General features: G+C 75.3%; 26 protein-coding genes and 2 pseudogenes. 12 read left to right on the forward strand and 16 right to left on the reverse strand.

Annotation, left to right across the window (positions count from 1 at the left end; all coding sequences use genetic code 11):
- Positions 1–67: 67 nt before the first annotated feature.
- On the reverse strand, positions 68–679 hold the full coding sequence (locus ABD353_RS31840) for a HutD/Ves family protein (protein WP_344627156.1): 612 nt from the start codon (positions 677–679) through the stop codon (positions 68–70).
- A gap of 263 nt (positions 680–942) precedes the next feature.
- Between ABD353_RS31840 and ABD353_RS31845 the strand changes: the two genes are divergently transcribed.
- Positions 943–1,167 (forward strand): hypothetical protein, encoded by a 225-nt coding sequence (locus ABD353_RS31845; RefSeq protein ID WP_344627157.1) that lies wholly within the window; start codon positions 943–945, stop codon positions 1,165–1,167.
- 404 nt (positions 1,168–1,571) lie between these two features.
- Here ABD353_RS31845 and ABD353_RS31850 read toward each other — a convergent pair whose 3' ends face one another.
- A complete protein-coding gene (locus ABD353_RS31850; protein ID WP_344627158.1) occupies positions 1,572–2,186 on the reverse strand; it encodes a hypothetical protein in 615 nt (204 codons plus the stop codon).
- Positions 2,187–2,282: 96 nt separating this feature from the next.
- Between ABD353_RS31850 and ABD353_RS31855 the strand changes: the two genes are divergently transcribed.
- On the forward strand, positions 2,283–2,537 hold the full coding sequence (locus ABD353_RS31855) for a hypothetical protein (RefSeq protein ID WP_344627159.1): 255 nt from the start codon (positions 2,283–2,285) through the stop codon (positions 2,535–2,537).
- Positions 2,538–2,542: 5 nt separating this feature from the next.
- Here ABD353_RS31855 and ABD353_RS31860 read toward each other — a convergent pair whose 3' ends face one another.
- From ABD353_RS31860 to ABD353_RS31875, 4 genes are all read right to left on the reverse strand, one after another.
- Positions 2,543–3,253, reverse strand: coding sequence for an RICIN domain-containing protein (locus ABD353_RS31860; protein ID WP_344627160.1), 711 nt, complete (start codon positions 3,251–3,253; stop codon positions 2,543–2,545).
- 207 nt (positions 3,254–3,460) lie between these two features.
- On the reverse strand, positions 3,461–3,697 hold the full coding sequence (locus ABD353_RS31865; RefSeq protein ID WP_344627161.1) for a SpoIIAA family protein: 237 nt from the start codon (positions 3,695–3,697) through the stop codon (positions 3,461–3,463).
- Between the two features lie 232 nt (positions 3,698–3,929).
- Positions 3,930–4,505, reverse strand: coding sequence for a GNAT family N-acetyltransferase (locus tag ABD353_RS31870; RefSeq protein WP_344627162.1), 576 nt, complete (start codon positions 4,503–4,505; stop codon positions 3,930–3,932).
- A gap of 54 nt (positions 4,506–4,559) precedes the next feature.
- A complete protein-coding gene (locus ABD353_RS31875) occupies positions 4,560–4,988 on the reverse strand; it encodes a hypothetical protein (protein WP_344627163.1) in 429 nt (142 codons plus the stop codon).
- Between the two features lie 173 nt (positions 4,989–5,161).
- Here ABD353_RS31875 and ABD353_RS31880 point away from each other — a divergent pair, with 173 nt between their 5' ends.
- The 4 genes from ABD353_RS31880 (at position 5,162) to ABD353_RS31895 (ending at position 8,690) form a co-directional block, all read left to right on the forward strand.
- Positions 5,162–6,571 (forward strand): NAD(P)/FAD-dependent oxidoreductase, encoded by a 1,410-nt coding sequence (locus tag ABD353_RS31880; RefSeq protein WP_344627164.1) that lies wholly within the window; start codon positions 5,162–5,164, stop codon positions 6,569–6,571.
- 115 nt (positions 6,572–6,686) lie between these two features.
- Complete coding sequence (locus ABD353_RS31885) at positions 6,687–7,505, forward strand: maleylpyruvate isomerase family mycothiol-dependent enzyme (RefSeq protein WP_344627165.1); 819 nt, start codon at positions 6,687–6,689, stop codon at positions 7,503–7,505.
- Positions 7,506–7,578: 73 nt separating this feature from the next.
- Positions 7,579–7,845: a hypothetical protein gene (locus ABD353_RS31890; protein WP_344627166.1), complete on the forward strand. Its 267-nt coding sequence runs from the start codon at positions 7,579–7,581 to the stop codon at positions 7,843–7,845.
- A 119-nt stretch (positions 7,846–7,964) separates the two neighbouring features.
- Positions 7,965–8,690: a lysophospholipid acyltransferase family protein gene (locus ABD353_RS31895; protein WP_344627167.1), complete on the forward strand. Its 726-nt coding sequence runs from the start codon at positions 7,965–7,967 to the stop codon at positions 8,688–8,690.
- A 124-nt stretch (positions 8,691–8,814) separates the two neighbouring features.
- Here ABD353_RS31895 and ABD353_RS31900 read toward each other — a convergent pair whose 3' ends face one another.
- Together ABD353_RS31900 and ABD353_RS31905 are read right to left on the reverse strand one after the other, a co-directional pair.
- A complete protein-coding gene (locus tag ABD353_RS31900; RefSeq protein ID WP_344627168.1) occupies positions 8,815–9,348 on the reverse strand; it encodes a GNAT family N-acetyltransferase in 534 nt (177 codons plus the stop codon).
- A 21-nt stretch (positions 9,349–9,369) separates the two neighbouring features.
- Positions 9,370–10,074: a TetR/AcrR family transcriptional regulator gene (locus tag ABD353_RS31905; RefSeq protein WP_344627169.1), complete on the reverse strand. Its 705-nt coding sequence runs from the start codon at positions 10,072–10,074 to the stop codon at positions 9,370–9,372.
- A gap of 120 nt (positions 10,075–10,194) precedes the next feature.
- Here ABD353_RS31905 and ABD353_RS31910 point away from each other — a divergent pair, with 120 nt between their 5' ends.
- Positions 10,195–11,415, forward strand: coding sequence for a saccharopine dehydrogenase family protein (locus tag ABD353_RS31910; RefSeq protein WP_344627170.1), 1,221 nt, complete (start codon positions 10,195–10,197; stop codon positions 11,413–11,415).
- Between the two features lie 123 nt (positions 11,416–11,538).
- Here the strand turns inward: ABD353_RS31910 and ABD353_RS31915 are convergent, their stop codons facing one another.
- Positions 11,539–12,069 carry a MarR family winged helix-turn-helix transcriptional regulator gene (locus tag ABD353_RS31915; protein ID WP_344627171.1) on the reverse strand — a complete coding sequence of 177 codons (531 nt, stop codon included), beginning with the start codon at positions 12,067–12,069 and terminating at the stop codon, positions 11,539–11,541.
- A gap of 39 nt (positions 12,070–12,108) precedes the next feature.
- On the opposite strand from ABD353_RS31915, the gene ABD353_RS31920 reads away from it, so the two are divergent.
- The gene (locus tag ABD353_RS31920) at positions 12,109–13,077 is read left to right on the forward strand and encodes a DMT family transporter (protein ID WP_344627172.1); all 969 of its coding nucleotides are present in this window, start codon (positions 12,109–12,111) and stop codon (positions 13,075–13,077) included.
- 75 nt (positions 13,078–13,152) lie between these two features.
- Here the strand turns inward: ABD353_RS31920 and ABD353_RS31925 are convergent, their stop codons facing one another.
- The 3 genes and pseudogenes from ABD353_RS31925 to ABD353_RS31935 all read right to left on the reverse strand — a co-directional run.
- Positions 13,153–13,578 carry an SUKH-4 family immunity protein gene (locus ABD353_RS31925; protein ID WP_344627173.1) on the reverse strand — a complete coding sequence of 142 codons (426 nt, stop codon included), beginning with the start codon at positions 13,576–13,578 and terminating at the stop codon, positions 13,153–13,155.
- Between the two features lie 103 nt (positions 13,579–13,681).
- The gene (locus ABD353_RS31930; RefSeq protein WP_344627174.1) at positions 13,682–14,920 is read right to left on the reverse strand and encodes a cation:proton antiporter domain-containing protein; all 1,239 of its coding nucleotides are present in this window, start codon (positions 14,918–14,920) and stop codon (positions 13,682–13,684) included.
- A 286-nt stretch (positions 14,921–15,206) separates the two neighbouring features.
- Positions 15,207–17,132 (reverse strand): annotated as a pseudogene (locus ABD353_RS31935) (glycoside hydrolase family 3 protein); the annotation flags it as partial.
- 381 nt (positions 17,133–17,513) lie between these two features.
- On the opposite strand from ABD353_RS31935, the gene ABD353_RS31940 reads away from it, so the two are divergent.
- A complete protein-coding gene (locus ABD353_RS31940) occupies positions 17,514–18,062 on the forward strand; it encodes a TetR family transcriptional regulator (RefSeq protein ID WP_344627186.1) in 549 nt (182 codons plus the stop codon).
- A 285-nt stretch (positions 18,063–18,347) separates the two neighbouring features.
- Here the strand turns inward: ABD353_RS31940 and ABD353_RS31945 are convergent, their stop codons facing one another.
- Positions 18,348–19,463: an ROK family protein gene (locus ABD353_RS31945; protein WP_344627176.1), complete on the reverse strand. Its 1,116-nt coding sequence runs from the start codon at positions 19,461–19,463 to the stop codon at positions 18,348–18,350.
- A 148-nt stretch (positions 19,464–19,611) separates the two neighbouring features.
- Between ABD353_RS31945 and ABD353_RS31950 the strand changes: the two are divergent.
- Together ABD353_RS31950 and ABD353_RS31955 are read left to right on the forward strand one after the other, a co-directional pair.
- A pseudogene (locus tag ABD353_RS31950) lies at positions 19,612–20,666 on the forward strand (Gfo/Idh/MocA family oxidoreductase).
- Positions 20,663–21,214, forward strand: a complete 552-nt coding sequence (locus ABD353_RS31955) for a heme-degrading domain-containing protein (RefSeq protein WP_344627177.1) — start codon at positions 20,663–20,665, stop codon at positions 21,212–21,214. Before ABD353_RS31950 ends, ABD353_RS31955 begins: the two are co-directional and overlap by 4 nt.
- Before the next feature lie 62 nt (positions 21,215–21,276).
- Here the strand turns inward: ABD353_RS31955 and ABD353_RS31960 are convergent, their stop codons facing one another.
- The 3 genes from ABD353_RS31960 to ABD353_RS31970 form a co-directional block, all read right to left on the reverse strand.
- Positions 21,277–21,834 carry a TetR/AcrR family transcriptional regulator gene (locus tag ABD353_RS31960; RefSeq protein ID WP_344627178.1) on the reverse strand — a complete coding sequence of 186 codons (558 nt, stop codon included), beginning with the start codon at positions 21,832–21,834 and terminating at the stop codon, positions 21,277–21,279.
- A 70-nt stretch (positions 21,835–21,904) separates the two neighbouring features.
- Positions 21,905–22,852, reverse strand: coding sequence for an MBL fold metallo-hydrolase (locus ABD353_RS31965; RefSeq protein ID WP_344627179.1), 948 nt, complete (start codon positions 22,850–22,852; stop codon positions 21,905–21,907).
- Positions 22,853–22,976: 124 nt separating this feature from the next.
- Positions 22,977–23,687: a TetR/AcrR family transcriptional regulator C-terminal domain-containing protein gene (locus tag ABD353_RS31970; protein ID WP_344627180.1), complete on the reverse strand. Its 711-nt coding sequence runs from the start codon at positions 23,685–23,687 to the stop codon at positions 22,977–22,979.
- Positions 23,688–23,875: 188 nt separating this feature from the next.
- On the opposite strand from ABD353_RS31970, the gene ABD353_RS31975 reads away from it, so the two are divergent.
- On the forward strand, positions 23,876–25,351 hold the full coding sequence (locus ABD353_RS31975; RefSeq protein ID WP_344627181.1) for an MFS transporter: 1,476 nt from the start codon (positions 23,876–23,878) through the stop codon (positions 25,349–25,351).
- Positions 25,352–25,375 lie beyond the last annotated feature (24 nt).

Below are 25,375 nucleotides of genomic sequence, written 5' to 3' on the forward strand. Positions count from 1 at the left end.
CCCGGTACGGCCACCACGTCCTCGATCCGCATCCGCACGCCCGCCGTCCCCCTCCCGGGCCGAACCGCTACCGGCGGATCGTCACGACGGCGGCGGCACCGTCGACCTGGAGCAGGTCTCCGCCGTGGTGCAGCAGCACCGCGTCGTACCGGTCGAGGTCGTACCCGGCCGAGGCCAGGGCGGCGGTGCCGGCGAGGCAGACGACCAGCAGGACGCCGTCCTCGGGGGCCCGGACGGGGCGCGGGGCGTCCGCGATCTCGACCTGTGCGCTCGCGCGGCCGCGCCGGGTCATCACGTTGAAGTCGACCACCGGCCCGCCCTCCAGCCGGCAGTCGGTGTCCGCGTCCCCGGGGAAGGCGAAGGGCCGGAACGGCTCGGTGAGCGCCTGCTCTGCACCGGCCACGGTCAGCGTCATCCCGGCGCCCTCGACCAGGGTGATCACCCGGTCGGTGTCCGCGAAGACGGAGAACGGCCCGCCCCGGGCGACGTCCGCCAGGCTGACCCGCCAGGCGAAGTCGGTCATCCCCGCACCGGCCGGCCCGGCCGCGACCTCACGGGTCACGCCGCCGCCGTTGAGCCACGGCACCGCCGCCCGGTCCGCCGCCCGCAGTACCTCCACCGCCATCGCCCCTCGCCCGTCCTGCTCGCCGGTCCGCTTCGCGGCGATTCTGTCACGCACCGCCGGGCCGGACACGGCCCGCCGACCGGTGTCGGCCCGGCCCCCGGCGGCGGATCCGATGCGTCGTCAACTCTCCGGCGGGCGGAGCCGTCGGCTGGACCACCAGGAGCGGCACCCCGGACCGGACGCGCCCGCCCTCTCCGGGCTGCCCCACCGGCCGTCTGCGCGCATCTCGAACACGGGGAGAGATGAGTCACAGACGTTTGGTCGAAAATCATGACAAGCTGGGTCGAAGTGATACCGCTCTACAGAGGACATCACCCATGCATCACGGAGCCCACCCCGCTCCCACTCCTGCCCCCCGTGCCGACGTCGCCCTCGCCCGAGGCTGTACGGAATGCCGTGGCTGGGGCAGCGTCATCACCGATTCCGGCCGGCACGAGCTCTGCTCGGCCTGCCAGCGCACCGCGGAGGACGCCCTGCCGGGCGACGAGGACCCCTCCGGACCTTCGCGTGCCCTGCTCCGGCCGGTCACCCAGGCCCTCTGACCGTCCACGGCCCGGTCGGCCCCGCCCGACCGGTCCCCGCCGGCACCACCCGCTCCCGCAGCGGGGAAGCCACCGGCACATAGGTTGCCCGCCGGGCACCGCACCCTGACGGGGCACGTCCGGTGCGTGTACGGCGACGAGTACCGCCCCGCGCCGGAGCGCGACCGCGGCACCTGCGAGACCTCGTCCCCCGAGGACCTCGCCTTCGCCGAGCCGGGCGCCGTTCTCTCCATGCTGCGCGACCTCCCGCCGCACCTGGTCGACGGCTTCCACCGGCACCGCCCCGGCCGGGACGGCATCGCGGCCCGACCTCCGCCGCCGGGCCGACGACCTCGACCGCACCAGGGCGTCCGCCGCGCCCCTGCCCGGCACGCCGTGGGCACCGGCCTCGGCCGCGTCCGGGCTCAGCCCGGCACGAACATGCACCCCAGCAGGCCCGCGCCCGCGTCGGCGGCGGCCTGCCACAGCGGGCCGATGCCGTCCAGCAGCGCGGCCGCCTCCTCCGGCCGGCCGCCGCCGTAGTCCGACAGCCATTCCGCGGTGCGCCGCTCGACGGCCGGACGCTCGCCGTCCGGCAGGTCCAGCGCGGCGAGCACCTCCGGCAGGGCCGCCCGCACCTGCCCGGCGTCGAGGAAGAAGTCACCGAACCAGCCGGGCAACCGGGCGAACCGCTCGGGGCCCAGCCCGTGGGCCAGGGCCGCCGCGGGGAGTCCCTTCCGGCAGACCAGCGTCAGCATCAGCGGCCGCCACTCGGCGGGCACCCGGTCGAAGGCCGCGTACAGCTCCTCGACCTGGCCGTCCAGCGGACAGGCACCGGACAGCAGGTCGAAGGCCACCGTCGCCGCCCGGTCCGCGGACTCCACCCCGACGGCCTCCGGTGCGGCGCACCACTGCTGCCACAGCTCCCGGACACGGGGGTCGTTCCGCTGCGCCTCGACCACCGGCCCGGCCACCGCGGCCAGCTCGGCCACGACCTCGTCCGGCACGGGCGCGAGCACCCACACGCCGATGAATCCCACCGCTCCCCCTCCGTCCGCTGACCGATTGTGCCCGCGGCCCCGGGGTGCGCCGCCGGTGGGGGTGCCGAGCGGGCGGCCGGGGAGAACAGTGGAGGTATGAGCATCGTCGTTCTGCACGAGCCGCTGGCCGACAGTCCGGTGCTCCCGCCCGACGGGGCGGGCACCACGGTGCACGCGGCACCCACCGACGTCCCCCTCACCCGGACCTTCTGCGGCCAGCAGGCCGAGGGCATGAGCCAGGTGGACATGGAGGCCGTGGGCGCCGCGGCCTGGGATCCGGCGCCGGAGTCGGCCCGGGTCTGTCCCGAGTGCAACCGGGCCGTGACCGTGGGGCACTGGGACGTCTGCTGACGCCCTCAGCCGGTCAGCCCGTCGGCCGTCCACCAGGCCCGCGGGGTGTCGCAGCTGCCGACGACCGGGGCGGTGGCGGGCCCGCGGTCGACCAGGCAGCCCCCGTCGTCGGCGCGGATCGTGAAGCGGGCCCGTGCGGGCTGCGGCTCCAGGTGCAGCGGGTCGGGGTCGGTGACCCGGACGAAGGACCAGATCTGGGACGGGTCGTCGGCGAGGCCGCGGGCCCGGTCCGACCGCAGGTCCACGGTGCCGTCCGGCTCGGCGGTGAGCAGCAGCGGACCGGCCGTGTCGTCGCCGGCCAGCAACGACTGGATCAGCAGCCGGCCGTCCGCGGCCGGGCGGACCAGCCACTCCTGGGAGTCGGCGGCCGCGACGGGCGCGGTCCGCAGGCCGGTGCCGTCGGCGGCCCGTGAGTCCTCGGCCGCGCCGGTGCCGTCCGCCTGCAGCCGCAGACCGCTGCGGTGGGCGGTGAACACCCCGAGTCCGCGGTCGGGCAGCGGCACGCCCGCGCCGCGGTCCGCGCGCAGCGGCGGTGCGGCCTCGACCGAGCGGTGCCCCGGGTCCTCCGCCCGGACGACGACCGCCGCGGTGTCGTCGGGCGCACCGGCCGCGGAGGCGGCGGTGGGGCCGGCCAGCGGGCCGCCGAACAGCACGCCGGGGAGGAGCGCCAGCGCGGCGGTGGCCTTGGCGGCGCTGAGGGCAGGTCGATAGCACACAGTGGGGAACCCCCGTGACGGTGGAGAGGCCTGCCCTGCTGCCGAGGACGGTCTCCCGCCGGCCCCGGGTGCTGCGGACGGCCCTGGTCGGGACGGGACTGGTGGCACTGCCCCTCGCTCTGTCGGGGGCGCGTGCCCGGCGGCCGGTCTCGCCTCCACCAACGAGCGGCCGCCGGCGAGGTCACGCCCCGCGTGCTGCCGGCCGGGTCAGTCGCCGTCCTGCACCCGGGCCACGGCGTCAGCGCGCCGGGCCGGCGGGAAGGTCCTCGTCTCGCCGGGCGTCATCCAGCCGAAGAGCGCGGTCAGGTGCGTCATCCACTCGACGTCGGTGACCAGCGCGATCCGCTTCCACGCCCGCAGGTGCTCCACGCCCGTCCTCAGGTCCTGCCACGGCGCCCCGCCGGTCATCCCGTGGAACTCGGGGACGACGATGACGCACCGCACCTCCCCGCCTCGGCGGCCCCCGTCAACGCGGGCAGCAGCACGTCCCGGTAGTCCTCGGCCGACAGCGTGCCACCGGTCTCGAACCCGATCACACCCGCCGGCAGGTCCTCCAGCCTCTTGATCACATCGCCTCCCGGAGCCACCCGTCCCGCCCCGGCCGGGGCGCGCCGCTGCCCACGCCAGGACGGCGTCCCGGCCCGGGCATCTCCTCGCCGGTCGGGCCTCGGCCCGGTCAGGTGTGGGCGCCGGGCCAGGGGCCGGGGGTGGGGACGGCGGGCTTGTCGGTGGTCTCGGTGGTGGCGGTGCGGAAGCCGGCCGCGCGGTAGGTCCGCAGGGCGGCGGGCCCGTCCAGCGAGCAGGTGTTGACGGTGACCGTGGTGGTGGGCGGCAGAGCGGGGTGCCGGTCGGCGAGGTCCCAGGCGCGGGTGAGTCCGACGCCGAGCAGGTGGCGGCCGAGGCCACGGCCGATGAACTGCGGCAGCAGCCCGAAGTAGGCGACCTCGACGCGGCCGTCCCCGCGCGGCTCCAGCTGCACGTATCCGGCCGGGGTGCCCGCCACGTACGCGACCCAGGTCTCCACTCCGTCGCGGTCGAGCCACTCCTGCCACTGGCGGTGGCTCCAGGGCAGCCGGTCCGTCCAGGTCCACGGGCCGCCGACGGCGGTGTAGAGGAAGCGGGCGAACTCCGGCCCGGTCTCCTCGGCCAGGAGGATCTGCAGCGGGGTGTTCTCCGGTGCGGGCGCCTCCACCAGGTCGGTGCGGGAGGTCTGCTCCAGGTACCAGGTGGTGACGGTGATCGTCTCGCTCATGCGGCCCAGGCTCTCACGCCGTCCGCACCGTGCCGGGCCCGGGGCGGGAGGCGCTCAGCGGGTCTCGCCCCGGGCCCGCATCTCGGCCTCGGCGATGTGGTCGCGGCCGGGCGCCAGCGCCTCGCGGACCTGCCGCTCCGCCTCGACGAAGGCCCGGTGGTACCCGTCGTTGTAGGTCTCCACGACCTGGTACGTCCACATGCCCGGCAGCACGTCCCGGCCCTGCACCTCGCGGGCCACCAGGTCGGCCAACTCGCCGTGCCCGGCGTCCCGCAGGGCGTGCACGGCGAGGCCGACGACCCGGTCCGCGCCGCCGGTCAGCTGGTGGAAGTCGTAGAGCCGGCCCCGGGCCCGTTCGGTCATCTCCAGGGCCTCGGAGAGGAGCCCGAGGGCCTCGACCGTCGCGTCGTCCATGCCGTCCGGGCGGGCGTGGCGCCGGTCGGGCTGCTGCGGCTGCTGCGGCTGCTGGGCGTCGTCGCTCATGGTCGTCCCTCCGGCGGGCCGGCGGTGGTGCCTGCTCCCTCCAGCTTCCCCGTGCGGGGGGCGGCGTCAATCCGTCGTCAATCGGTCGTCAATCGGTGCCGGGCAGAGTGGTTCGGTCGGGGACGGCCGACCCGGTCGAGGGTGGCCGCTCCGGCCCGGGACAGGGGGACGCCATGCAGGACGGGGACAGGACGGGACGCGGCCACGCGGTCGTCGCGGGGGCGGGGATCGGCGGCCTGCTGGCCGCGCGGGTGCTGAGCGAGAGCTTCGCCCGGGTCACGGTCGTCGACCGGGACGCGCTGCCGGAGGGCGGTGGCCCGCGGCGCGGGGTGCCGCAGAGCCACCACGCCCACGGCATGCTGTCGAAGGGTTTCGAGGTCCTGCAGGACCTCTTCCCCGGGCTGCGGGAGGACCTGGTGGCGCGGGGTGCGCTCGTCCGGGACGTGCAGGCGGACGTGAACTGGTTCAACGACGGCCGGCGGTTGCTGCGGGCGCCGTCCGGGCTCCCCTGCCTGATGGTGAGCCGCCCCGAGCTGGAGCGTCACCTCCGCTCCCGGGTGGCGGCGCTGCCGGGCGTGGAGATCCAGCAGCGGACGGAGGTCCTGGAGCCGGTCGCCGACCCGGCGGGCGGCCGGGTCACCGGCGTACGGCTGCTGCGGGTGAACGCCGAGCCGGAGGTGCTGGCGGCGGACCTGGTGGTCGACGCCACCGGCCGCAGCAACCGCGGCGCCACCTGGCTGCGCACCCTCGGCTACGCGCCGGCGCCGGAGGAGCGGGTGGACTCCGGCCTGGTGTACGTCTCCCGGGAGTACCGGCGCAGCCCGGGCGACGCGGACGCGGACGCCTTCGTCGTCGGAGCCTCCGCGGACGCGCCGCGCGGCGGTGTGGCGCTCAGCGGCGAGGGCGACCGCTGGCTGGTCACGCTGTTCGGCATGAACGGCGACGTCCCGCCGGTGGACCCGGAGGGCTACCACCGCTTCGCGCAGCGCCTGCCCGTGCCCGACCTGCACCGGCTGCTGGAGCGCCTGGAGCCGCTCACCGACCCGCGGCTGATGCGCAGCCCGGTGTCGATCCGCCGCCGTTACGAGCGGCTGGAGCGTTTCCCCGAGGGGTACCTGGTGCTCGCCGACGCGCTCTGCCAGTTCAACCCGACCTACGGACAGGGCATGACGGTGGCGGCCTGCGAGGCGGCGGCGCTGCGGGAGTGCCTGGCGGAGGCGTCCGGGGAGCCGCTGGCCCGGCGGTTCTTCCGGCGGCCCGCCGTGATCACCGACGTGGCCTGGGACATGTCGGTCGGCGGCGACCTGCGGTTCCCGTTCGTGGACGGCCGCCGCTCGCCGCGGGTCCGGCTGCTGAACCGGTACGTCGCCCGGATCCACCGGGCCGCCGAGGCCGACGCCGGGGTGGGCCGGGCCTTCCTCGCCGTCGCCAACCTGGCGGAGCCGCCGCAGCGGCTGCTGGCGCCGGCGGTGCTGGCCCGGGTGGTCCGGCCCGCGCGGCCGGCACCGGCCGCCCGGCTGCGCAGCGTCCCGGCGGCCGAGCCGGGACCCACGGCGGAGCGCCCGGAACGCGCGGCCTCCTGACCGCGTCCCGGGCGCGGACGGCGGAGGGTCCGGCCGGCGGAGGGTCCGGCCGGCGGAGGGTCCGGCCGGCGGAGGGTCTGGACAGCGGTGCGGGAGTCGGTCACTCTTCACCACCATGACCCTCCCGCTCCCCCCGCACTCCCCCGGTGCCGCGCGCACCCGGCTGTTCGACGCGATCACCGCGGTCGGTGACGAGGCGCTGGCGCTGCTCGCCGACCGCGACGGCGGCACACCGATACCCGGCGCCGAGTGGACGGTGGCCGAGGCCGCGGCCCACCTGGCGATGGCGAACGAGCTGATGGCCGCACTGGCCGCCGGTGAGGAGCGGACCTACGGGGACGGCACCCCGGGGTCGCTGGCGGCGGCGAACGCGGCCTCGCTGGCCGAGCGGCCGGAGCGGGACCTCGCCGTGCTCGGCGCGGACATCGCGGCGCAGGCACGGGAGTTCACCGCCGCGGCCGGACCGCGGGCGGGCACCGACCCGGTGCTGACCCCGCTCGGCCCGATGGACCTGGACACCCTCGGCTCCTACCTGCTGACCCACATGCTCGGCCACCTGTACGACATCGCCGTCGCGCTCGGGCGGCCGCACCCGATCGACCGGCAGCGGGTCGAGCTGACGATGCCGTTCCTGCGGACGGCCATGCCGCGGGTGGTCGATCCCCGTTCGGCGGCCGGACACCGCGCCTGCTACCGGCTGCGGGTCCGCGGCGGGGACGGGTTCGCGGTGACCTTCACGGACGGGGCGGCCGTGGTGAGCGACCGTCCGCCGCGCCGGCCCGACTGCACGATCATGACCGAGCCGGTGGCCTTCTTCCTCATCGCCCTCGGCCGGTACACCGCCACCACCGCCCTCGCCCGCGGCAAGGTGCTCGCCTGGGGCCGGAAGCCGTGGCTGGCCCCGGCGTTCCCCGGTCTGTTCGCCGCCCCCTGAGCGGGGCGCCGGCGGACGGTGTGGGACGATCCGCTCCTCGGCAGCCGCCGGGCGGTGACGAGGGGATGGTCCGGTGAGTACGTTCCGGGTGGCATGCGTGGTGGCGGTGTGGCTGGTGGTGTTCATCCAGGCGGTGCCGGCGCTGGCGCGCGGCCGCGCTCCGCGTTGGTTCCGCGGCCGGGTGGCCTCCCCGCGGCTGTGGGCGGTGGGCGCGGTGGTGACGGCCGTCGGCTGCACGCTCGGCCTGCTGACACCGGTGTGGTGGCCCGGACCGCTGATGGTCCTCCTCGGACTGGGCATCGGCGAATGGGGCAGCCGCGCCGGGCGCGACCGGGCCTGACCCCGGCTCTGCCGCCGCGGACCGTACCCGGGCCCGGTTGAGTACCACTACTCAGGCGGCCCGTGGCGACGCTCCGCGAGGATGGCGGCACCACCCCCCGAAGGCAGCGAAGGAACACCATGCTCAGCCGGACCGTCAGCGCCCTGGTACCCGTTCTCGGCCGTCTGTCCGTCAGCTCCGAGACGGCCGGTCCGGTCGCCCCGGGCAGCATCGTCGCCGCCAACCACAGCTCGCTCGCCGACCCCGGCGTGGTGCTGGCCGCCCTGCACCGGCTGGGCACCGAGCCGGTGGTGATGGCCACGGCCGGGCTGTGGCGCGTCCCGCTGCTCGGCCGGCTGCTGCGCGGCGGCGGGCACATCCCCGTGCACCGCGGGACGGCCCGGGCCGCCGCCGCCCTGGACCTCGCCGCCGAGGCGCTCGCGGACGGCCGGGTCGTACTGATCTACGGCGAGGGCGGCCTGCCGAAGCGCCGCGACCCGCGCGACGCCGAACCCGGTGCCTTCCGCACCGGTCTCGCCCGCCTCGCGGCGGTGAGCGGCGCCCCGGTCGTCCCGCTCGGCCAGTGCGGCGCCCGCCGGTTGAGCTCGGGCAGCACCGCCAAGCAGCTCGCCGGATTCGCCACCGCCCCGCTGCGCCGCCCCGCCCTGCACGTCCACCTCGGCGCCCCGCTGCACCTGGGCGGCGACACCGCCGAGGCGACGGCCGCCGCCCACCGGGCCGTCACCGCGGCCTGGCGCACCGCCGAACAGCACCTGCACGGCGACGCGGGGCACCCCGGCGGGCCGGACCGGTCGCCGGTGACGCCCCGGAAGCACAGCCCGGCCGGGCAGCCGTCCGCGTCGTAGACGACCGTGCAGCAGCCGGCGCCCCGGCCGGACGGCGGGAACCCCACGCCGCTGCGGTACGCGAGCGCCCCCCGCATGCGGGGGGCGCGGTGTGGACCGGTGACGGCCGAGGCGTGGCGGTGCGTCACCAGACGTCGCCCTCGCGCCAGTCGGCGACCAGTTCACCCGTGACGTCGACCGGCACGGCGAGCGGCAGGACGTAGATGCCGTCGTCCTCCTCGGCGGTGCGCCGGATGCCGTCCGGGGTGAGGGCGTAGGTACGGCCCCGCCAGGGCTGCCAACCGTGGGCGGTGTAGAACGGGACGGCGGTGTCGGTGCTGCCGAGGGCCGCCAGGTCGTAGGCACCGCGGGCGATCCGGACGAGCTCGGCCAGCATCGCCGAGCCGATGCCGTCCCGCTGCCGGTCCGCGCGGACGGCCACGCCCTCGATGTAACCCGTCCGCAGCGCCCGCCCGCCGTGCAGCAGCCGTCGCTGGACGATCGCGGCGTGGCCGACGAGTTCCGCGCCGTCCCGCACCAGCGTGTGCAGCCCGCCGAGGCAGTGCTCCCAGTCCTCGTCCGTCATGTCCGGCGCGAACACCTCGTCGAGCAGTCCGCGGGCGGCCGCCAGGGTTCCGGCGTCCAGATCGGCGGTGTGGGCGACGTGTACCGAGTGCATGCCCACCATCCTGGCACTCCGTCAGATGCTCTCGCCGAGTTGGCGTTCGGCGCTGTCGAGGAGCATGTCCAGGGCGACCGGGTAGGCGCTGTCGGTCATGCGGGCGGCGAGGAGGTCGGCGGTGGCGGCGATGTGGGGGTGGGTGTCGGCGGGGAGGCGGGCGTAGGTGGACTCCCACATGCGTTCGTCGGCCGTGCGGGCCTCGGCGGGGAGGGCGAGCGAGGCGGCGTCCAGGGCGGCGAAGGCGAGGGCCTGGTCGATGAAGGCGTGGTAGACGCGGACGGCCACCGGGTCGGGGAAGCCTGCGGTGCGCAGGATGCCGAGGATCGTCTCGTCGGCGGCGATCTCGCGGTCCCGGCCGGTGACCCGGCTGGCGGTGAGTGCGGCGGCCTGCGGGTGGTCGAGGTAGGACCGGTGGATGCGCAGGCCGAGTGCGCGCAGGTCGTCCCGCCAGCGGCCGCCGGCCCGCCAGCCGGCCAGGGCGCGGCCGATCAGTTCGTCGCCGATGGCGAGGGTCAGGGCGTCCATGCCGCGGAAGTAGCGGTAGAGGGCGCTCGGGTCGCAGCCGAGGGCGAGGCCCAGGCGGCGGGCGGTGAGGCCGCTGCCGCCGTGCTCGCGCAGCATCCGCAGGGCGGTCCGCACGATGAGTTCCTCGGACAGGAGGGCGCCCTGCTTGGTCGGGCGCCGCCTGCGGCGCTGCGACTCGGGCACGACCTGCTTCGGCACGGCACTGCTCCCCTCGGACGGCTGCGCCGCCGAGCTTATGCCAACGCCATTGACCTTGCACGGCCGGCCGGAGTTTCCTTCCGACAGGCGGGAACCCGCCAGGGAAGGAAGAGTTCTGCCATGCGAGTACTGCTTGTGGGAGCCGGCGGCGTGGGCACGGCCGTCACCCGGATCGCGGCCCGCCGCCCGTTCTTCGACCACATGGTCGTCGCCGACTACGACCCCGCCCGGGCCGAGGCCGCGGTCGCCGCGCTCGGCGAGGCCGCCGGCAGGTTCAGCGCCCGGCAGGTGGACGCCTCCGACGGGGCCGCCGTCCGGGCGCTGCTGGCCGAGCACGACTGCGACGTCCTGCTGAACGCCACCGACCCGCGCTTCGTGATGCCGCTGTTCGAAGCGGCCCTCGCGGCGGGCGCCCACTACGTCGACATGGCGATGTCGCTGTCGCACCCGCACCCCGAGCGGCCGTACGAGCTGTGCGGGGTCAAGCTCGGCGACGCCCAGTTCGAACGCGCCGAGCAGTGGGAGAAGGCCGGCCGGCTGGCCCTGGTCGGCATGGGCGTGGAGCCCGGGCTCTCCGACGTCTTCGCCCGCCACGCCGCGGACGAACTCTTCGACGAGATCGAGGAGATCGGCATCCGCGACGGCGCCAACCTCACCGTCGAGGGCTACGACTTCGCCCCGTCCTTCAGCATCTGGACGACCATCGAGGAGTGCCTCAACCCGCCGGTGGTGTACGAGGCCGACCGCGGCTGGTTCACCACCGCGCCGTTCAGCGAGCCCGAGGTGTTCGACTTCCCGGAGGGCATCGGCCCGGTGGAGTGCGTCAACGTCGAGCACGAGGAGGTGCTGCTGGTGCCGCGCTGGGTCGACGCCAGGCGGGTCACCTTCAAGTACGGCCTCGGCGACGACTTCATCGACAAGCTGAAGACGCTGCACGCGCTCGGCCTGGACAGCACCGCGCCGGTCGCCGTGGGCAGCGACCTCGGCCCGGCGAAGGTCTCCCCCCGCGACGTGGTCGCCGCCGTCCTGCCCAACCCCGCCGACCTCGGCGAGCGGATGCACGGCAAGACCTGCGCCGGCACCTGGGTCAAGGGCACCAAGGACGGCCGCCCCCGCGAGGTGTACCTGTACCACGTGGTCGACAACCAGTGGTCGATGCGCGAGTACGGCTCGCAGGCGGTGGTCTGGCAGACGGCGATCAACCCGGTCGTCGCGCTGGAGCTGATCGCCACCGGCGCCTGGTCCGGCTCCGGCGTGCTCGGCCCCGAGGCGCTGCCCGCACGGCCCTTCCTCGGCCTGCTCACCGAGTACGGCTCGCCGTGGGGCCTGCGCGAGGGCTGACCCCACGGCGACGCCACCGCCGGGCCCGCGCTTCTCGACCGGGCGGGGGCGCAGGGGCGGGCGAGTCCGCACGGCCCCCGGGGAGTCGTCGCCCCGGCGCCGGGGCGACGTCCGCGCCCCGGATCAGGGACCGGCCTGCGGCTGCGGCGGCTCCAGCCGGGCGAGCCAGGAGGTGAGCAGTGCCTCCAGGGCGGCCGCCTCGACCGGGGAGAGCGCCTCGACGAGGCGGTGTTCGTTGCGCATGTGGTCGGTGAAGGCCCGGTCGATCAGCTCCCGGCCGGCGGGGGTGAGGGCGACCACCCGGCCGCGGCCGTCGGCGTCGCTGCGGCGGCGGGTGACCAGCCCGGCCCGCTCCAGGCGGTCGACCCGCTTGGTCATGGCGCCGGTGGTGACCATGGTGTGCGCGGCGAGTTCGCCGGGGGCCCGCTCGAACGGGTCACCGGCACGGCGCAGCGCCGCCAGGACGTCGAACTCCCCCTCGCCGAGGCCGTAGCGGCCGTACACCACGGACAGTTCCTCGGCGAGGAGGGCGGCGACGCGGTGCAGGCGGCCGATGACGCCCTGGGGTGCGACGTCGAGGTCGGGCCGTTCGCGGGCCCAGGCGGCCTGGATGCGGGCGACGCGGTCGAGCGGCTGCGGCTGCGGCTGGTCCATGCACGGATCATATCTTCCCCGGAAGCTATAGTGTCTTCCATGGAAGGCAATCTGCGGTGGATCCTGGTCACGGCGGTGGCCCCGGTGGCGTGGGGCGTCAACTACTTCGTCACCCAGCGGTTCCTGCCGCCGGACCATCCGCTGTTCGGTGCGGCGGTGCGGGCGCTGCCCGCCGGGCTGCTGCTGCTCGCGCTGTGCCGGGAGCTTCCGCGCGGGGTGTGGTGGTGGCGCTCCGCCGTGCTCGGGCTGCTCAACACCAGCGCCTTCTTCGTGCTGGTCTACACGGCGTCCCAGCTGCTGGCGACCAGCGTGGCGTCCACGGTGATGGCGCTCGCTCCCCTGGCGATGATGCTGGCCGGGTGGGCGCTGCTGGGCGAGCGGCCCCGCCCGGCGCACCTGGCGGGGGCGGGGATCGGGCTCGGCGGGGTGTGCCTGATGCTGCTCGGCGGGACGGGCGGGGCGAGTCCGTCCGGGGTGCTCGCCTCGGTGGCGGCGATGCTGGTGTCCTCGCTGGGCTTCGTGCTCGGCAAGCGGTGGGGTGCCGGCGCCGGCCTGCTCGCCTCCACGGCCTGGCAGTTGGTCGCCGGCGGGCTGTTCCTGCTGCCGGTCGCCGCCGTGGCGGAGGGGCCGCCGCCGGCGCTCGGCGCCTCCGAACTGACGGCCTTCGGCTACACGGCCGTGGTGGCCACCGCCGTCGCCTTCGCCGCCTGGTTCGCCGGGCTGCGGCGCCTGCCGGCCGGGACGGTGGGCCTGGTCGGTCTGCTGAATCCGTTCACCGGTGTGCTGCTCGGCACCCTGCTCGCCGGGGAGTCGCTGACGCCGCGCCAGCTCGCCGGCATGGCGCTGATCCTGGGCGGCATCGTGCTGGGCCGCCCGGTGGGGGCCGGGCGGCCGCGGCCGGCCGTCAGTCCTCCCAGCTCCCGTACTCGTCCTGCAGCGTCTCCAGCAGGTTGTCCCAGAGCACCGAGTCATCCGGCCCCTGACCCAACTCCACCAACAGGGACGTGAATTCGGCGAGCGCGGCATCCGCCTCCTCACCGGTCAGGCGCTCCTCCCAGCGGGCGAGCAGCCCGAGGGCACCGATCAGTTCGGGCAGCGCGCCGGCCACCTGGCCGCCGTAGCCCCGGGCGTGGTCCCAGCCCTCGGGGTCGTACATCTCGACGACGCCGGGTCGCCGCGCACCATGAGGTGCCGCACGCCGTAGGTGCCGATGCAGTACGCGTGGCAGGCGGGCGGCGAGTCGTCATCGGGCCTGCGGAGGCCGTAGAGCTCGTCCGGGTCCTCCGCCCACATGCCCTTCTCCGGAAGGTCCCCGGAGTGCCAGTCCACGAAGGAGAGCCGGACGGCCGGCACCCCGACCGTGGTCAGGAAGTCCCGTACCCCGGCGTTCGTCAGTGACGCCGGCAGTTCGGCCTCGGTCGGCCGCCAGACCGTCCCCGGGCCGAAGCAGGACTCCAGCCAGGCGGCCGTGGGTCGCCGTGCGGCGGCCACCACCTCGGACTCGTTCACGGCCGCTCCCCCGTTCGTTCGGCAAGGCCGCCATTCAACCGCACTCCGCCGACACCCTCGCCCGTCGCTCCCGGCCCGCCGTTCCCCGCCCGCCGTTCGCTCGTCACCGCGGGCCGCGGCGGCCTCGGCCACCGCCGTCGCGGCCGGTGCGGCGGGCGTAGCGGGCGGCGAGCGGCCCGTAGGTGAGGCCGTGCAGGACGAGGCTCATCAGAACGGTCATGGTCATCAACTGGCCGACCAGGTCGGCGGCGTGCGGGTCGACGGGGGCCAGGCCGTTGAAGGCGAGCAGGCCGTACACGATGGTGGCCATCCCGCGGGGGCCGAGCCAGGCCAGCATCAGCCGGTCGGCTCGATGGAGGCCACTGCCGACCAGGGCGAGCAGGACGGGGAGGACGCGGACGACGGTGAGCGACAGGGCGGCGTAGGCCACCACCCGGCCGTCGAAGTCGCCGGTGAAGGCCTGGGTGACGAGTTCGCCGAAGACGAACCAGAGTGCCAGCGAGAGCAGCGCACCGACGTCCTCGACCAGGTGCAGGGCCTTGGGCGGCAGGGCCCGCACGTCGGGTGCGAAGCAGAGCCCGGCGACGAACGCCGCGATGAAACCGCTGCCGTCCAGCAGGATGCCCAGCCCGTACGCGGCGAGCGGCAGGGCGAGGATGCCGAGCCGGACGGCGGAAGGTCTCGTCCAGCCGGCCTGCCAGGCGCGGCGCAGCAGCAGGCCGCCGGGGCGGCCGACGAGCGCGCCGGCGACGACGGCCCGGAGCACGGCGTCGAGGGCGTCGCCGAGCGGGTTTCCGGTGGGTTGCGGGACGTCGCCGTAGGCGTCGGCGCCGGCCAGGCAGAGCAGGAAGAGGGGCGCGAGGATGCCGTCGTTGAGGCCGGTCTCGACGGTGAGGACGCCGCGCAGCCAGGACGGCAGCCGGCTGTCCTTGATCACTTCGGCGGCGGGTGCGAGGTCGACGGCGACGGTCACCGCGGCGAACAGGGCGACCAGCCACCAGCGGCCGGACGGGAAGAGCAGTCCGCCGACCAGCACGCCGGCGAGGACGGTGAGCGGCAGGGCCACCAGCAGCAGCCGGGCGAGCAGGCGTCGGTGTGCGCGGACGACACCCTTCGGCACGGCGGTGGCGTCGGTGAAGAGCAGCACGGCGAGGATGATCTCGACGGCGCGCTCGGCGTCCGAGGTGGTCATGCTGACGGTGACCAGCGGGTGCGGGCCGACGGTCAGCACCACGCCGGCCGCGGTCATCGCGACGGGGGCGGTGATGCTCCAGCGGGCGAGCCGTCCGGCCACCAGGGCCCACGCGAAGAGCGTCCCCATGCTGACGACCAGCGCGATCACGCGCGCACCTGTCTTCCCCCGGTGCGCGACCGGACGGCGGCGGAGTGCTCCCGATCGTATGCGCGGCGGATCCGCGGGCCGGTCCGCGAGGCACTCCCCGCGTGTCCCGGCGGGCGGGCCGGTGCGGGAGCTGGTGCGCGGGGTGGTGCGCGGGGTGGTGCGCGGAGGACCCTCCCTGCGCCGGGAGGGTCCTCCACGGGTCCCCGCCGCCGCTGGGTCGGCAGCGGCGGCGGGTGGCCTGGTGCCGGGACCGCGGGTGCGGCCGGCGCGGGTGCGGTCAGCGGCGGGTGGTGAGGCCGAAGCCGTACGGGAAGAGCGGGTCGTAGTGGCGGTCGCCGATGTTGATCGGCTCCTGGGCCTCGCTGCGCGGCCAGCTGACCGGGAGCTTGCCGGTGAAGCCCCGCTTGCCGAAGAGCACGTCGGCGACGCCGCCGCCCTCGCTGCCGGGCAACCAGGACATCACGAAGGCGTCGGCCTTCGGCAGTTCGCCGGTGATGATCTGCGGACGGCCGGCCACGTCGAGGACGACGCAGGTGGGAACGGCGGCGCAGACGCGGTCGACGTTCGCCCGGTCGGTGTCGGAGAGGTTCAGGGTGTGGCCGTTGCCGACGTCGCCCATGCCCTCGGCGTACGGGGTCTCGCCGACGACCACGACGCCGACGTCGTACCCGGCGGCGGGCGCGGAGGCGTCCCGGCTGTACGCCGCGTCCGGGGCGTACTGGCGGATGCCCTGGAGGATCGTGGTGCCCGGAATCGTGTTGCCGCTCTGCCCCTGCCAGGTGACGGTCCATCCGCCGGCCTGGTTGCCGATGTCGTCGGCGTTGGCGCCGGCGACGTAGATCTTCTGGTGGGCCTTCAGCGGCAGGGCGCGGTCGGCGTTCTTCAGCAGGACCTGGGACTCGGCGACGGCACGGCGGGCGACCGCGCGGTGGGCGTCCGAGCCGATGGTCGCGGCGTTGGAGCGGTCGGTGTAGGGGTGTTCGAAGAGGCCGAGCTCGAACTTGGCGCGCAGGATGCGGCGCACCGCGTCGTCGATCCGGGAGAGCGGCACGCGGCCGGCCTGCACCTCGGCGAGCAGGGCCTGCTCGAACTTCTCGGCGCTGTACGGCACCATGAACATGTCCAGGCCGGCGTTGACGGCGGTGCGCACCTGGGTCGGGTAGTCGCCGGGGATCTGGTTGATCGCGTCCCAGTCGCTGATCAGGAAGCCGTCGAAGCCGATCTTCTGCTTGAGGACGTCGGTGAGCAGTTCCTTGTTGGCGCTCATCTTGACGGGGTTCCCGATGCCGTCCTCCGTCCAGTCGACGCTGGAGTAGGACGGCATGATGCTGCCGACGTCGTGCTTGCGGACGGCGGTGACGTAGGGGGCGAGGTCGACCGTCCGGAAGTGCTCGCGGTCGGTGATCGTGACGCCCTGGTCCAGCTTGTAGCTGCCGCTGGTGGAGCTGCCGTAGGCGGTGTCGCCGTCACCGGCGTAGTGCTTGACGGTGGCCAGCACCCGGTCGGGGCGGGCGAGGTCCTTGCGGCTGTCGCCCTGGAAGCCGTCGACGGCGGTCTCCATCCGGGAGACCAGGTCCGGGTCCTCGCCGTAGCTCTCGTAGGTGCGGCCCCACCGGTCGTCGCGGGCCACGCAGACGCACGGTGCGAACACCCACTGCGGGCCGGTGGCCCGGGTCTCGGTGGCGGTGATGTGGGCGGCCCGCTCGACGAGGTCCGGGTCGCGGGTGGCACCCATCGCGATGTTGTGCGGGAAGACGGTCGCGCCGACCAGGTTGTTGTGGCCGTGGACGGAGTCGACGCCGTACAGCAGCGGGATGTGCAGCCGGGTCGCGAGGGCGCGCTGCTGGTAGCCGTCGACCATGTCGGCCCAGGCGGCGGGGGTGTTGGGGGTGGGCGTGGAGCCGCCGCCGGAGAGCAGCGAGCCGAGCTTCAGGTCGGTGATCTGCGCCCGGTCGGCGTCGACGGCGTTGCGCTCGGCCTGGGTCATCTGGCCGATCTTCTCGTCCGGGGTCATCCGCGCGAGGAGGTCCTTGACGCGTTGCTGCACGGGCAGTTTCGCGTCGAGGTACGGCAGCGGGCGTCCGCCGGCGGCCGGCTCGGCGGCCTGCGCCGTGCTCAGCGGCACGGTGCCCGCGGCCAGGGCGGACGCGGCGAGCAGGGCGCCGGCGAGCAGGGCCCGGCGGCGCGGGCGGCGGGTGGTGCCGTGACGGGTGGGTTCCACGTGTCTCTCCGTATCGCGGTGGATGGGCGGACACGCGCACACAGGCGCGTCCGGCGGCGGCAGGGGGCCGCGCCGGGTGGTGCACTGCTGAGGGCCGCTGACATGCAATCAGACCTACCGACCACTAGGTAAGTCTTCTGCCCCACTTTTTTCAGAGCTTGACGGATCGTCGGCCGCGGGGACGGTCGGCGCCCGGCGACCCGTCCGCGGGCCCGGTCCGGGGGCTCGTACACTCACCCGGTGACCCTCGACCGCACCGCCGACCACAGCCCCGACCAGCCCGCGGAGCACCCGGCGCACCGCGCCCCGGGCGGCGCCCGCTCCCCGCGGCCGGGCGGTGCGCGCCGCCGCGAGGAGATCCTCGCGATCGCCGTGGAGACCTTCGCCACCCGCGGGTACCACCACGCCTCGCTCGCCGAGATCGCCGAACGGGCCGGCCTCACCCAGCCCGGCCTGCTGCACCACTTCCGTTCCAAGACCGCCCTGCTCAGCGGCGTGCTGGAGCTGCGGGACGACTCCGAGATGGCCCAGCTCGGCACGGAGCGGCCGCGCGGCCTCGCCCTCCTCGACCACCTGGTGGAGACGGTGCGGCGCAATGCGGAGCGCGAGGGCATCGTCCGGCTGTACGCGGTGCTCTCCGCCGAGAGCGTCACCGAGGGCCACCCGGCCCAGGACTTCTTCCGCAGCCGCTACGCCGGCCTGCGGGCCATGGTGGTGGAGGCCCTCGTCGAGGCCTGCGAGCTCGGCGAGACCCGGGCGGACACCGACGTCGAGTCGGTGGCCAACGCGATCATCGCGGTGATGGACGGCCTGCAGCTCCAGTGGCTGCTGGCCCCGGAGTCGGTGGACATGGCCGCCACCACCCGCCGCACCATCGACGCGCTCCTCGCCGGCCTGCGCACCGGCGACCGGCCCGGCTGAGCCGTTCCCGGACGGCGGGCACGGCGCCGGCCGGTCCCGGGGCGGGGCGGGCCGGCGGGAGTCGTACGGTGGCCCACGAGACCGATCCGCGGGTGGACGCGCCCATCGACGCCCTGCCCGGCCGGCAGCAGGACGTCTGCCGCCGGGTCAGGGACCTGGTGCGCGGGGCCGACCCGGAGGTCGAGGAGACGGTCGAGCGGACCGTCCGGCCCCGTGCGTCCGCGGCGTCCGGCGAGACGCCTTCGTTGTCGGGTCGGGACGCATCCTCCGGGCAGGAACCGCCTCTCAGGTCCGGCGGCCGAAGAGCGGGCCGAGGACGAGTTCGGCGGCGCCCGCGGCGACGGCGAGGTGGCCGGCGGCGGCGAGGGTGACCGGGACGGGCTGCCATTCGGGGTCGGGGATGCGGGCCTCCAGCTGGGCGGTGACGCCGTCGAGGTAGGTGTCGGGGGCGGCCAGTACGGCGCGGCCGCCGAGCACCACCCGGTCGATGTCGAGCAGCCGGACGAGGTTGGCGACGCCCACGCCGACCAGCCGGGCGGCGGCCGCGTGGTCGCCGCGCTCCAGGGCGGCGAGGCAGAGCACCTCCAGGCAGCCGTGGTTGCCGCAGGTGCAGAGCGGCCCGTCGACCTGCACGGTCTGGTGGCCGAACTCGCCGGCGTTGGTGCGGGTGCCGCGGTGCAGCGCGCCGTCGAGGAGCAGGCCCGCACCGAGTCCGGCGGCGAGGTGGACGTAGGCGAGGCCGCCGCCGGGCCGCGGGGCGGCGGGCGCCTCGCCGAGGGCGGCGGTGTTGGTGTCCTTGTCGACCACGACGGGCAGTCCGTCGAGGCGGGCGGCGAGTTCGTCGCGCAGCGGGTAGTGGTGCCAGTCGGACGAGCCGCGCGGGCCGGCCGGGGTGAACCAGTGCAGGACGCCCGCGGCGTGGTCGAGCGGGCCGCGGCAGCCGATGCCGGCGCCGAGCAGCCGCGCCCCCTCCGGCAGGGCCTCGGCGGCACGGCGGATCCCGTCGGCGACCAGGCGGACGGCGTCGCCGGGGGCGATGTCCGCCGCCACCGGCCGGGTGTGCAGGTGGAGGCGGCGGCCGGTCAGGTCGACGAGCAGGACGGTGAGTTCGTCGCGTTCGAGGTGGACGCCGACGGCGCAGGCGGCTTCGGCGCGCAGCCGGAGCAGGGTGCGGGGCTTGCCGCCGGTGGAGGCGCTCTGGCCGGCCTCCTCGATCATGCCTTCGGCGAGCAGCCGGGCGGTGATCTTGCCGATGGCCTGCGGGGTGAGGCCGGTGCGGGCGGCGAGTCCGACCCGGCTGCCGCCCTCGGGGGCGGCGCGCAGCAGGCCGAGCACGAGTGCGGCGTTGTGGTCGCGCAGTCCGGCCAGGTTGGTGCCGGTCGGGCCGGGGTGCGTCGTCATGGGGCCCATTGTGCCCGGACCCGGCGTGCCCGGACCGCGCCGCAACCCTGCCCGGACCACGCCCGATCCCCCGCCCGATCCGCGCCCGGACCGGGCCCGGAGCGCGCCCGGACTTGCACTTAGGAAACACTGTTGTTTAACTGGCGGTATGACCACCGAGAGCACCCAGCACCCCGAGCACCCCGCACTCCGCGTCGGCCTGGTCGGCTACGGCCTGGCCGGCGCCGCCTTCCACGCCCCGCTCATCGCCACCACCCCGGGCCTGCGGCTGGAGGCCGTGGTCACCGCCAGCCCCGAGCGCCGCGAGCAGCTGCGCCGCGAGCACCCGCAGGCCCGCGCCGTCGACACCGCCGACCAGCTGCTCGCCGACCCCTCCGCCCTGGACCTGCTGGTCGTCGCCTCCCCCAACCGCAGCCACGTGCCGCTCGCCCGCGCCGCGCTGGAGGCGGGCCTGCCCGTGGTGGTGGACAAGCCGCTGGCCGCCACCGCGGCCTGCTGCTGACGGTCTTCCAGAACCGCCGCTGGGACGCCGACTTCCGTACCGTCCGGCAGCTGGTCGCCGACGGCTCGCTCGGCACCGTGCACCGCTACGAGTCGCGCTTCGAGCGCTGGCGCCCGGAGCTCAAGGAGGGCTGGCGCGAGTCCGCCGACCCGGCCGACGCCGGCGGCATCCTCTACGACCTCGGCAGCCACCTCGTGGACCAGGCGCTGACCCTCTTCGGCCCCGCCACGCACGTGTACGCCGAGGTCGACGCCCGCCGCCCCGGCGCCGCCGCGGACGACGACGCCTTCGTTGCCCTCACCCATGCCTCCGGCGTCCGCTCCCACCTGTGGATGAGCGCCCTGGCCGGCCAGCTCGGCCCCCGCCTGCGCGTCCTCGGCGACCGCGCCGCGTACACCGTGCACGGGATGGACCCGCAGGAGGACGCGCTGCGCGCCGGGCAGCTCCCCGGCCCCGGCTGGGGCGAGGTCGCCGAGGCCGACCGCGGCCTGCTCGGCACGGTCGACGGCGCGGCGCCGTACCCCTCGCTGCCGGGCGACTACCCCGCCTTCTACGCCGGTGTCGTCCGTGCGCTGCGCGAGGGCGCGGCCGCCCCGGTCGACCCGCGCGACGCCGTCGCCGCCCTCGTCGTGCTGGAGGCCGCCCGGCGCTCCGCCGCCGAGGGCCGTACCGTCGCACTGACCGTGGAGGACGCCCGATGACCGAGCCGACGACCGAGCCGGCGGGCGACCCGCCGAGCAGCCCGAAGAAGGGTCCCGGGACGCCCGAGGAGATCGCCGCCCTGATCCACCGGATCGAGGACGAGGAGTGCCGGCTGCGCCTGCCCGGCTTCGACAACGAGGACGCCTGGCGGCTCGGCACCCGGCTCGTCGAGCTGGCCAGGGCCGAGCAGGCACCGGTGGTGGTCGACGTCCGCCGCAACGGCCGGCAGCTCTTCCGCTTCGCGCTGCCCGGCAGCTCGGCCGACAACGACGCCTGGATCCTGCGCAAGACCCGGACGGTGGACCGCTACGGCTGCTCCTCCTACCTGGTGGGGCTGCGCTTCGCGGCGAAGGGCGAGACCTTCGAGGAGAAGTCCCGGCTCGACCCGGACACCTACGCCGCGCACGGCGGCGCCTTCCCGGTCACCGTGGAGGGCGTCGGCGTGGTCGGCACGGTCGCCGTCTCCGGCCTCCCCCAGGCCGAGGACCACCGCCTGGTGGTCACCGCCCTGGAGCAGCACCTCGCCGCGGCCCGCCGCGGCGCCTGACACCGTCCGGAGCACCCGCCCGACCCGCCCGGCCCCCGGTCCACGACCGGGGGCCGGGCGGGTCAGTCCTCCAGCGCGTCCCGGACGAGCCGGTGGGCGTATACGGCGTCCAGACCGTCGGGCCGGAACAGGACCCGGTAGACCAGCGGCGCCACCACCCGGTCGAGGACCGTCTCGGCGTCCGGTGCCGCCTCGCCGCGGCCGGCCGCCCGGTCGAGCAGCGTCCGGATCTGCTCCGCGGCGTACTCGGAGCAGCGGCCGGCGTTGCCGCCCTCCGGGTCCCCGAGCAGCGCGTCGCGGAGGTACGAGCGGCCCGCGGGTGCGGCCGTCTCCTCCAGGAACTGCTCGGCCCAGGCGCGCAGGTCCGCCGCCAGTGAGCCGTGGTCCTCGGGCGGTGCGTCCGGGCGGAGCCGTTCGACCGCGGCGTCGGAGAGCAGCGTCTGCAGGTCGCCCCAGCGGCGGTAGACCGTCGACGGGGTGACGCCGGCCCGGGCCGCGACGAGCGGGACGGTGAGCGCCGACCGGCCGACCTCGGCCTCCAGTTCCCGCAGCGCGGTCCGGACGGCCTCCTGCACCCGGGCGCTCCGGCCGCCGGGGCGCGGCACCGGCCGGCCGCTCATCCGGCCGGTCCGCCGCGGCGCCGCGGCCTCACGGTGCGGTCCGGGGGCCTCACGGTACGGCCCGGGAGCCTCACGGTGCGGTTCCGCCGTCCGCCGGGCGTCCCGTCGTGCCGGGGACGGCCAGGAGGCGGTAGGCCGCGCCGTCACGGCGCACCAGGCCCGCGGTCGGCGGCGGGAAGTGGCTGCCGAGCAGCAGGGTGTCGGTGTCGGCGAGTTCGGCGAGGAGCTTGCGGCGGGTCGCCCCGGCCAGTGCCGGGTCGATGTCGACGTGGCTGTCGATGCCGGGCTCGGCGAGCTGGACGGGGTGGTGGATGCAGTCGCCGGTGATCAGGGCGGTGGCGCCGCCGCTCGTCAGCCGGACGGCGACCTGGCCGGGGGTGTGGCCGGGCATCGGGACGAGCGCCACCCCGGGCGCGATCTCCAGGCCGTCGGCGGGCACGTCGAGCAGGTCGAGGAGGCCGTGCTCGGCGACCGGGTGGACGGAGTCGCGGAACATCTGCCGGCGGGGCTCCTCCAGCTCGGTGCCCGCCCAGTGGTCCCACTCGGCGCGGCTGGTGAGGTACCGGGCGCGGGGGAAGGTGGGGACCCAGGCGTCCCCGTCCCGGCGGGTGTTCCAGCCGACGTGGTCGGTGTGCAGGTGGGTGAGGACGACGAGGTCGACCGATCCGGGCGGGAAGCCGGCCCGTTCCAGGCGGTCGAGGTAGTCGGTGTCGAGCCGGTGCCAGGCGGGGTTGGCGCGGTCCTTGCCGTTGCCGATGCCGGTGTCGACCAGGATCCGCAGGCCGCCCGCGGCCACCGCGAAGGTGTGGCTGGCCAGCCGCAGGACCCGGTCGGCGTCGGCGAAGTCGGGCTGCAGCCAGGGGGCGGCGGCGACCACCTCGGGCGTGGCGCCGGGCAGCAGCCAGGGGCCGGTCTGCGCCGGCAGTTCGACCTCGTCGACGCGGCGGACGACGAGGTCGCCCACCGTCCAGGCGGGTGCCGGGGCCGGTTCGGTGCGGGCGGGGTGCAGTAACGACATGGCCGTCCCTCCGGGTGCGGTCGGCGCCGGGCCCGCGGGCGTGGCGGACCCCGGGCGCCACTAAAGCTCAATCTTTGCGTTAAGCCTACGCGCACGGCGGGAACGGCCCCCGACCGGGGCGCCGCTACCGCTCGATGTACGACTCCAGGCCGCGCAGGAAGACCTCGACCTTGAACTCGAAGCGCTCGTCGCCGTCGCCGTGGACCATCGTCTCCGCCATGTCCCTGAGCAGCGGGAAGCGCTCCTCCGGGAGCCGGGCGAGGTAGTCGCGGACGCCGTCGAAGTAGGCGTCGACGTCCACCCCGGCGGCGATCTTCGCGGTGTAGAGCGAGGCCTCGTAGGCGTCCGAGTCGATCAGTTGGCCGAGGCCGTCCAACGCGTAGGCGGCGACCTGCCGGGGGATGCCGGCGGAGAGCAGCAGGCCGACGACGAACTCGGCGACCTTCAGCTTGTTGGGGCCGAGCTGGATGCCGCCGAGCGAGACCACGGTGATGTCGCGGTGCGCGGTGTAGACCCGCTGCGCCTCCCGGCAGACCTCCTTGATCTGCTCCTTCCAGCGCTCCGGCTCGGGCCGTCCGGGCAGCCGGATCTCGCCGGAGATGCGCTCCAGCATCAGCTCCAGCAGCTCGTCCTTGCCGGACACGTGGGCGTAGAGCGAGGCGGGGCCGGTGCCGAGCTCCTGAGCGACCCGGCGCATCGTCAGGCCCTCGAGCCCTTCGCGGTCGAGGACGTGGATGCCGGCCTCGACGACGGCCTCGGGCGTGAGCGGCTGACGGGTGTCGGCCCTGCGCGCCTTGTGCCACGGGATCGGGGGCATCTCCGAGGTCACGCGCACCTCTTCCACCTCGGGGGGACGCCCGGTCCGCACGCACGGCCGGACGTCCGTGATCGACGGACGTTGACGAACATCGTAACCGAGGGCGAACAGCGTTCGAAGCCGCGAATATTGTTTGACAGAACGCCGATCGACTCCGTAGAACGGTGTTCGTTCGATAGAAACGTTGTTCCCCGTCTGGAGACGCCATGACCGACACCCCCACCCCGTACCGATGGCGGTGGGCCGCGCTGTTCGTGATCCTCGCGGCCGAGGTCATGGACCTCCTCGACTCGCTGGTCACCAACATCGCCGCACCCTCCATCCGCGCCGACATCGGCGGCGGCGAGAGCACCATCCAGTGGATGGGCGCCGCCTACACGCTGGCGATGGCCATCGGCCTGATCACCGGCGGGCGCCTCGGCGACATCTTCGGCCGCCGCCGGATGTTCCTGATCGGCGCCGTCGGCTTCACCCTCGGCTCGATCGGCTGCGGCCTCGCCCAGGGGCCCGACCAGCTGATCGCCGCCCGGGTCTTCCAGGGCCTGCTGGGCGCGGTGATGCTGCCGCAGGGCCTCGGCATGCTCAAGGAGATGTTCTCCGAGAAGGAGCAGGCCTCCGCGTTCGGCATGTTCGGCCCGGTCATGGGCCTGTCCACGGTCGGCGGCCCGATCCTCGCCGGCTGGCTGGTCGACGCCGACCTGTTCGGCACCGGCTGGCGCATGATCTTCCTGATCAACATCCCGCTCGGCCTGTTCGCGATCGCCGGCGGCCTGGGCTTCCTGCCCGAGTGGAAGAGCGCCCGCGCCGTCCGCCTCGACCTGCTCGGCGCCCTGCTCGCCGCGGCCGGCTCGGCCCTGATGATCTTCCCGCTGGTGCAGGGCCGCGAGCACGACTGGCCGCTCTGGGCCTTCGCCCTGATCGCCGCCTCCGTCGCCGTCTTCGGCTTCTTCGGCTGGTACGAGGGCCGGCGCAGCCGCAGCGGCGGCGACCCGCTGGTCGAGCCCAGCCTGTTCGCCAAGCGCGGCTTCAGCGGCGGCATGGTCCTCGGCCTGCTGTTCTTCTCCGCGATGACCGGCTTCTGGCTGACCTTCAGCCTGTACACCCAGATCGGCCTGCACTACTCGCCGCTCAAGGCCGGCCTCGCGGGCATCCCGTCCTCGCTCGGCATGGTGGTCGCGTTCATCGCCTCGCAGGCCCTGCAGCGCTTCGGCCGCAAGGTGATGCACGGCGGCCTGGTCGTGATGGCGCTCGGCGTCGCCGGCATCATGCTCACCCTGCACCTGGCCGGCGCCGGGGTCACCCCGTGGCAGCTCGCCCCGGCCCTCACGGTCACCGGCCTCGGCATGGGCTTCGTGATGGCGCCGTTCTTCGACACGGTGCTCGCCTCGGTCGAGCCGCACGAGACCGGCTCCGCCTCCGGCACGCTCACCTCGGTGCAGCAGTTCGGCGCGGCGCTGGGCACCGCCATCCTCGGCACCGTCTTCTTCGAGCAGGTGAAGAGCGGCGACTTCGTGCACGCCGAGCAGGTCACCCTCGGGGTCGAGCTGGCCATGATGGCCGTCGTCTTCGCGGCGATCTTCCTGCTGCCGAAGCACGCCCGGCCGCAGGGCGGCGAAGGCGCCGAGGACGCTCAGGACGGCAGCGCCGAGGCCGGCGAGCCGGCCGCCGCGGTGCACGCCTGATCCAGCTGCTCCGCCTGATCCGAA

Source organism: Kitasatospora arboriphila (assembly GCF_039528095.1).
GTDB classification, from domain to species: domain Bacteria; phylum Actinomycetota; class Actinomycetes; order Streptomycetales; family Streptomycetaceae; genus Kitasatospora; species Kitasatospora arboriphila.

Bases quoted from the DNA above. Each gene is read 5' to 3' on its own strand.
- ABD353_RS31915 (WP_344627171.1), bottom strand. From the start codon at position 12,069: ATGGACCAGCCGCAGCCGCAGCCGCTCGACCGCGTCGCCCGCATCCAG.
- ABD353_RS31875 (WP_344627163.1), bottom strand. From the start codon at position 4,988: ATGAGCGACGACGCCCAGCAGCCGCAGCAGCCGCAGCAGCCCGACCGG.
- ABD353_RS31880 (WP_344627164.1), top strand. From the start codon at position 5,162: ATGCAGGACGGGGACAGGACGGGACGCGGCCACGCGGTCGTCGCGGGG.
- ABD353_RS31900 (WP_344627168.1), bottom strand. From the start codon at position 9,348: ATGCACTCGGTACACGTCGCCCACACCGCCGATCTGGACGCCGGAACC.
- ABD353_RS31945 (WP_344627176.1), bottom strand. From the start codon at position 19,463: ATGACGACGCACCCCGGCCCGACCGGCACCAACCTGGCCGGACTGCGC.
- ABD353_RS31960 (WP_344627178.1), bottom strand. From the start codon at position 21,834: ATGAGCGGCCGGCCGGTGCCGCGCCCCGGCGGCCGGAGCGCCCGGGTG.
- ABD353_RS31885 (WP_344627165.1), top strand. From the start codon at position 6,687: ATGACCCTCCCGCTCCCCCCGCACTCCCCCGGTGCCGCGCGCACCCGG.
- ABD353_RS31845 (WP_344627157.1), top strand. From the start codon at position 943: ATGCATCACGGAGCCCACCCCGCTCCCACTCCTGCCCCCCGTGCCGAC.
- ABD353_RS31965 (WP_344627179.1), bottom strand. From the start codon at position 22,852: ATGTCGTTACTGCACCCCGCCCGCACCGAACCGGCCCCGGCACCCGCC.
- ABD353_RS31955 (WP_344627177.1), top strand. From the start codon at position 20,663: ATGACCGAGCCGACGACCGAGCCGGCGGGCGACCCGCCGAGCAGCCCG.
- ABD353_RS31920 (WP_344627172.1), top strand. From the start codon at position 12,109: ATGGAAGGCAATCTGCGGTGGATCCTGGTCACGGCGGTGGCCCCGGTG.
- ABD353_RS31895 (WP_344627167.1), top strand. From the start codon at position 7,965: ATGCTCAGCCGGACCGTCAGCGCCCTGGTACCCGTTCTCGGCCGTCTG.
- ABD353_RS31910 (WP_344627170.1), top strand. From the start codon at position 10,195: ATGCGAGTACTGCTTGTGGGAGCCGGCGGCGTGGGCACGGCCGTCACC.
- ABD353_RS31870 (WP_344627162.1), bottom strand. From the start codon at position 4,505: ATGAGCGAGACGATCACCGTCACCACCTGGTACCTGGAGCAGACCTCC.
- ABD353_RS31975 (WP_344627181.1), top strand. From the start codon at position 23,876: ATGACCGACACCCCCACCCCGTACCGATGGCGGTGGGCCGCGCTGTTC.
- ABD353_RS31855 (WP_344627159.1), top strand. From the start codon at position 2,283: ATGAGCATCGTCGTTCTGCACGAGCCGCTGGCCGACAGTCCGGTGCTC.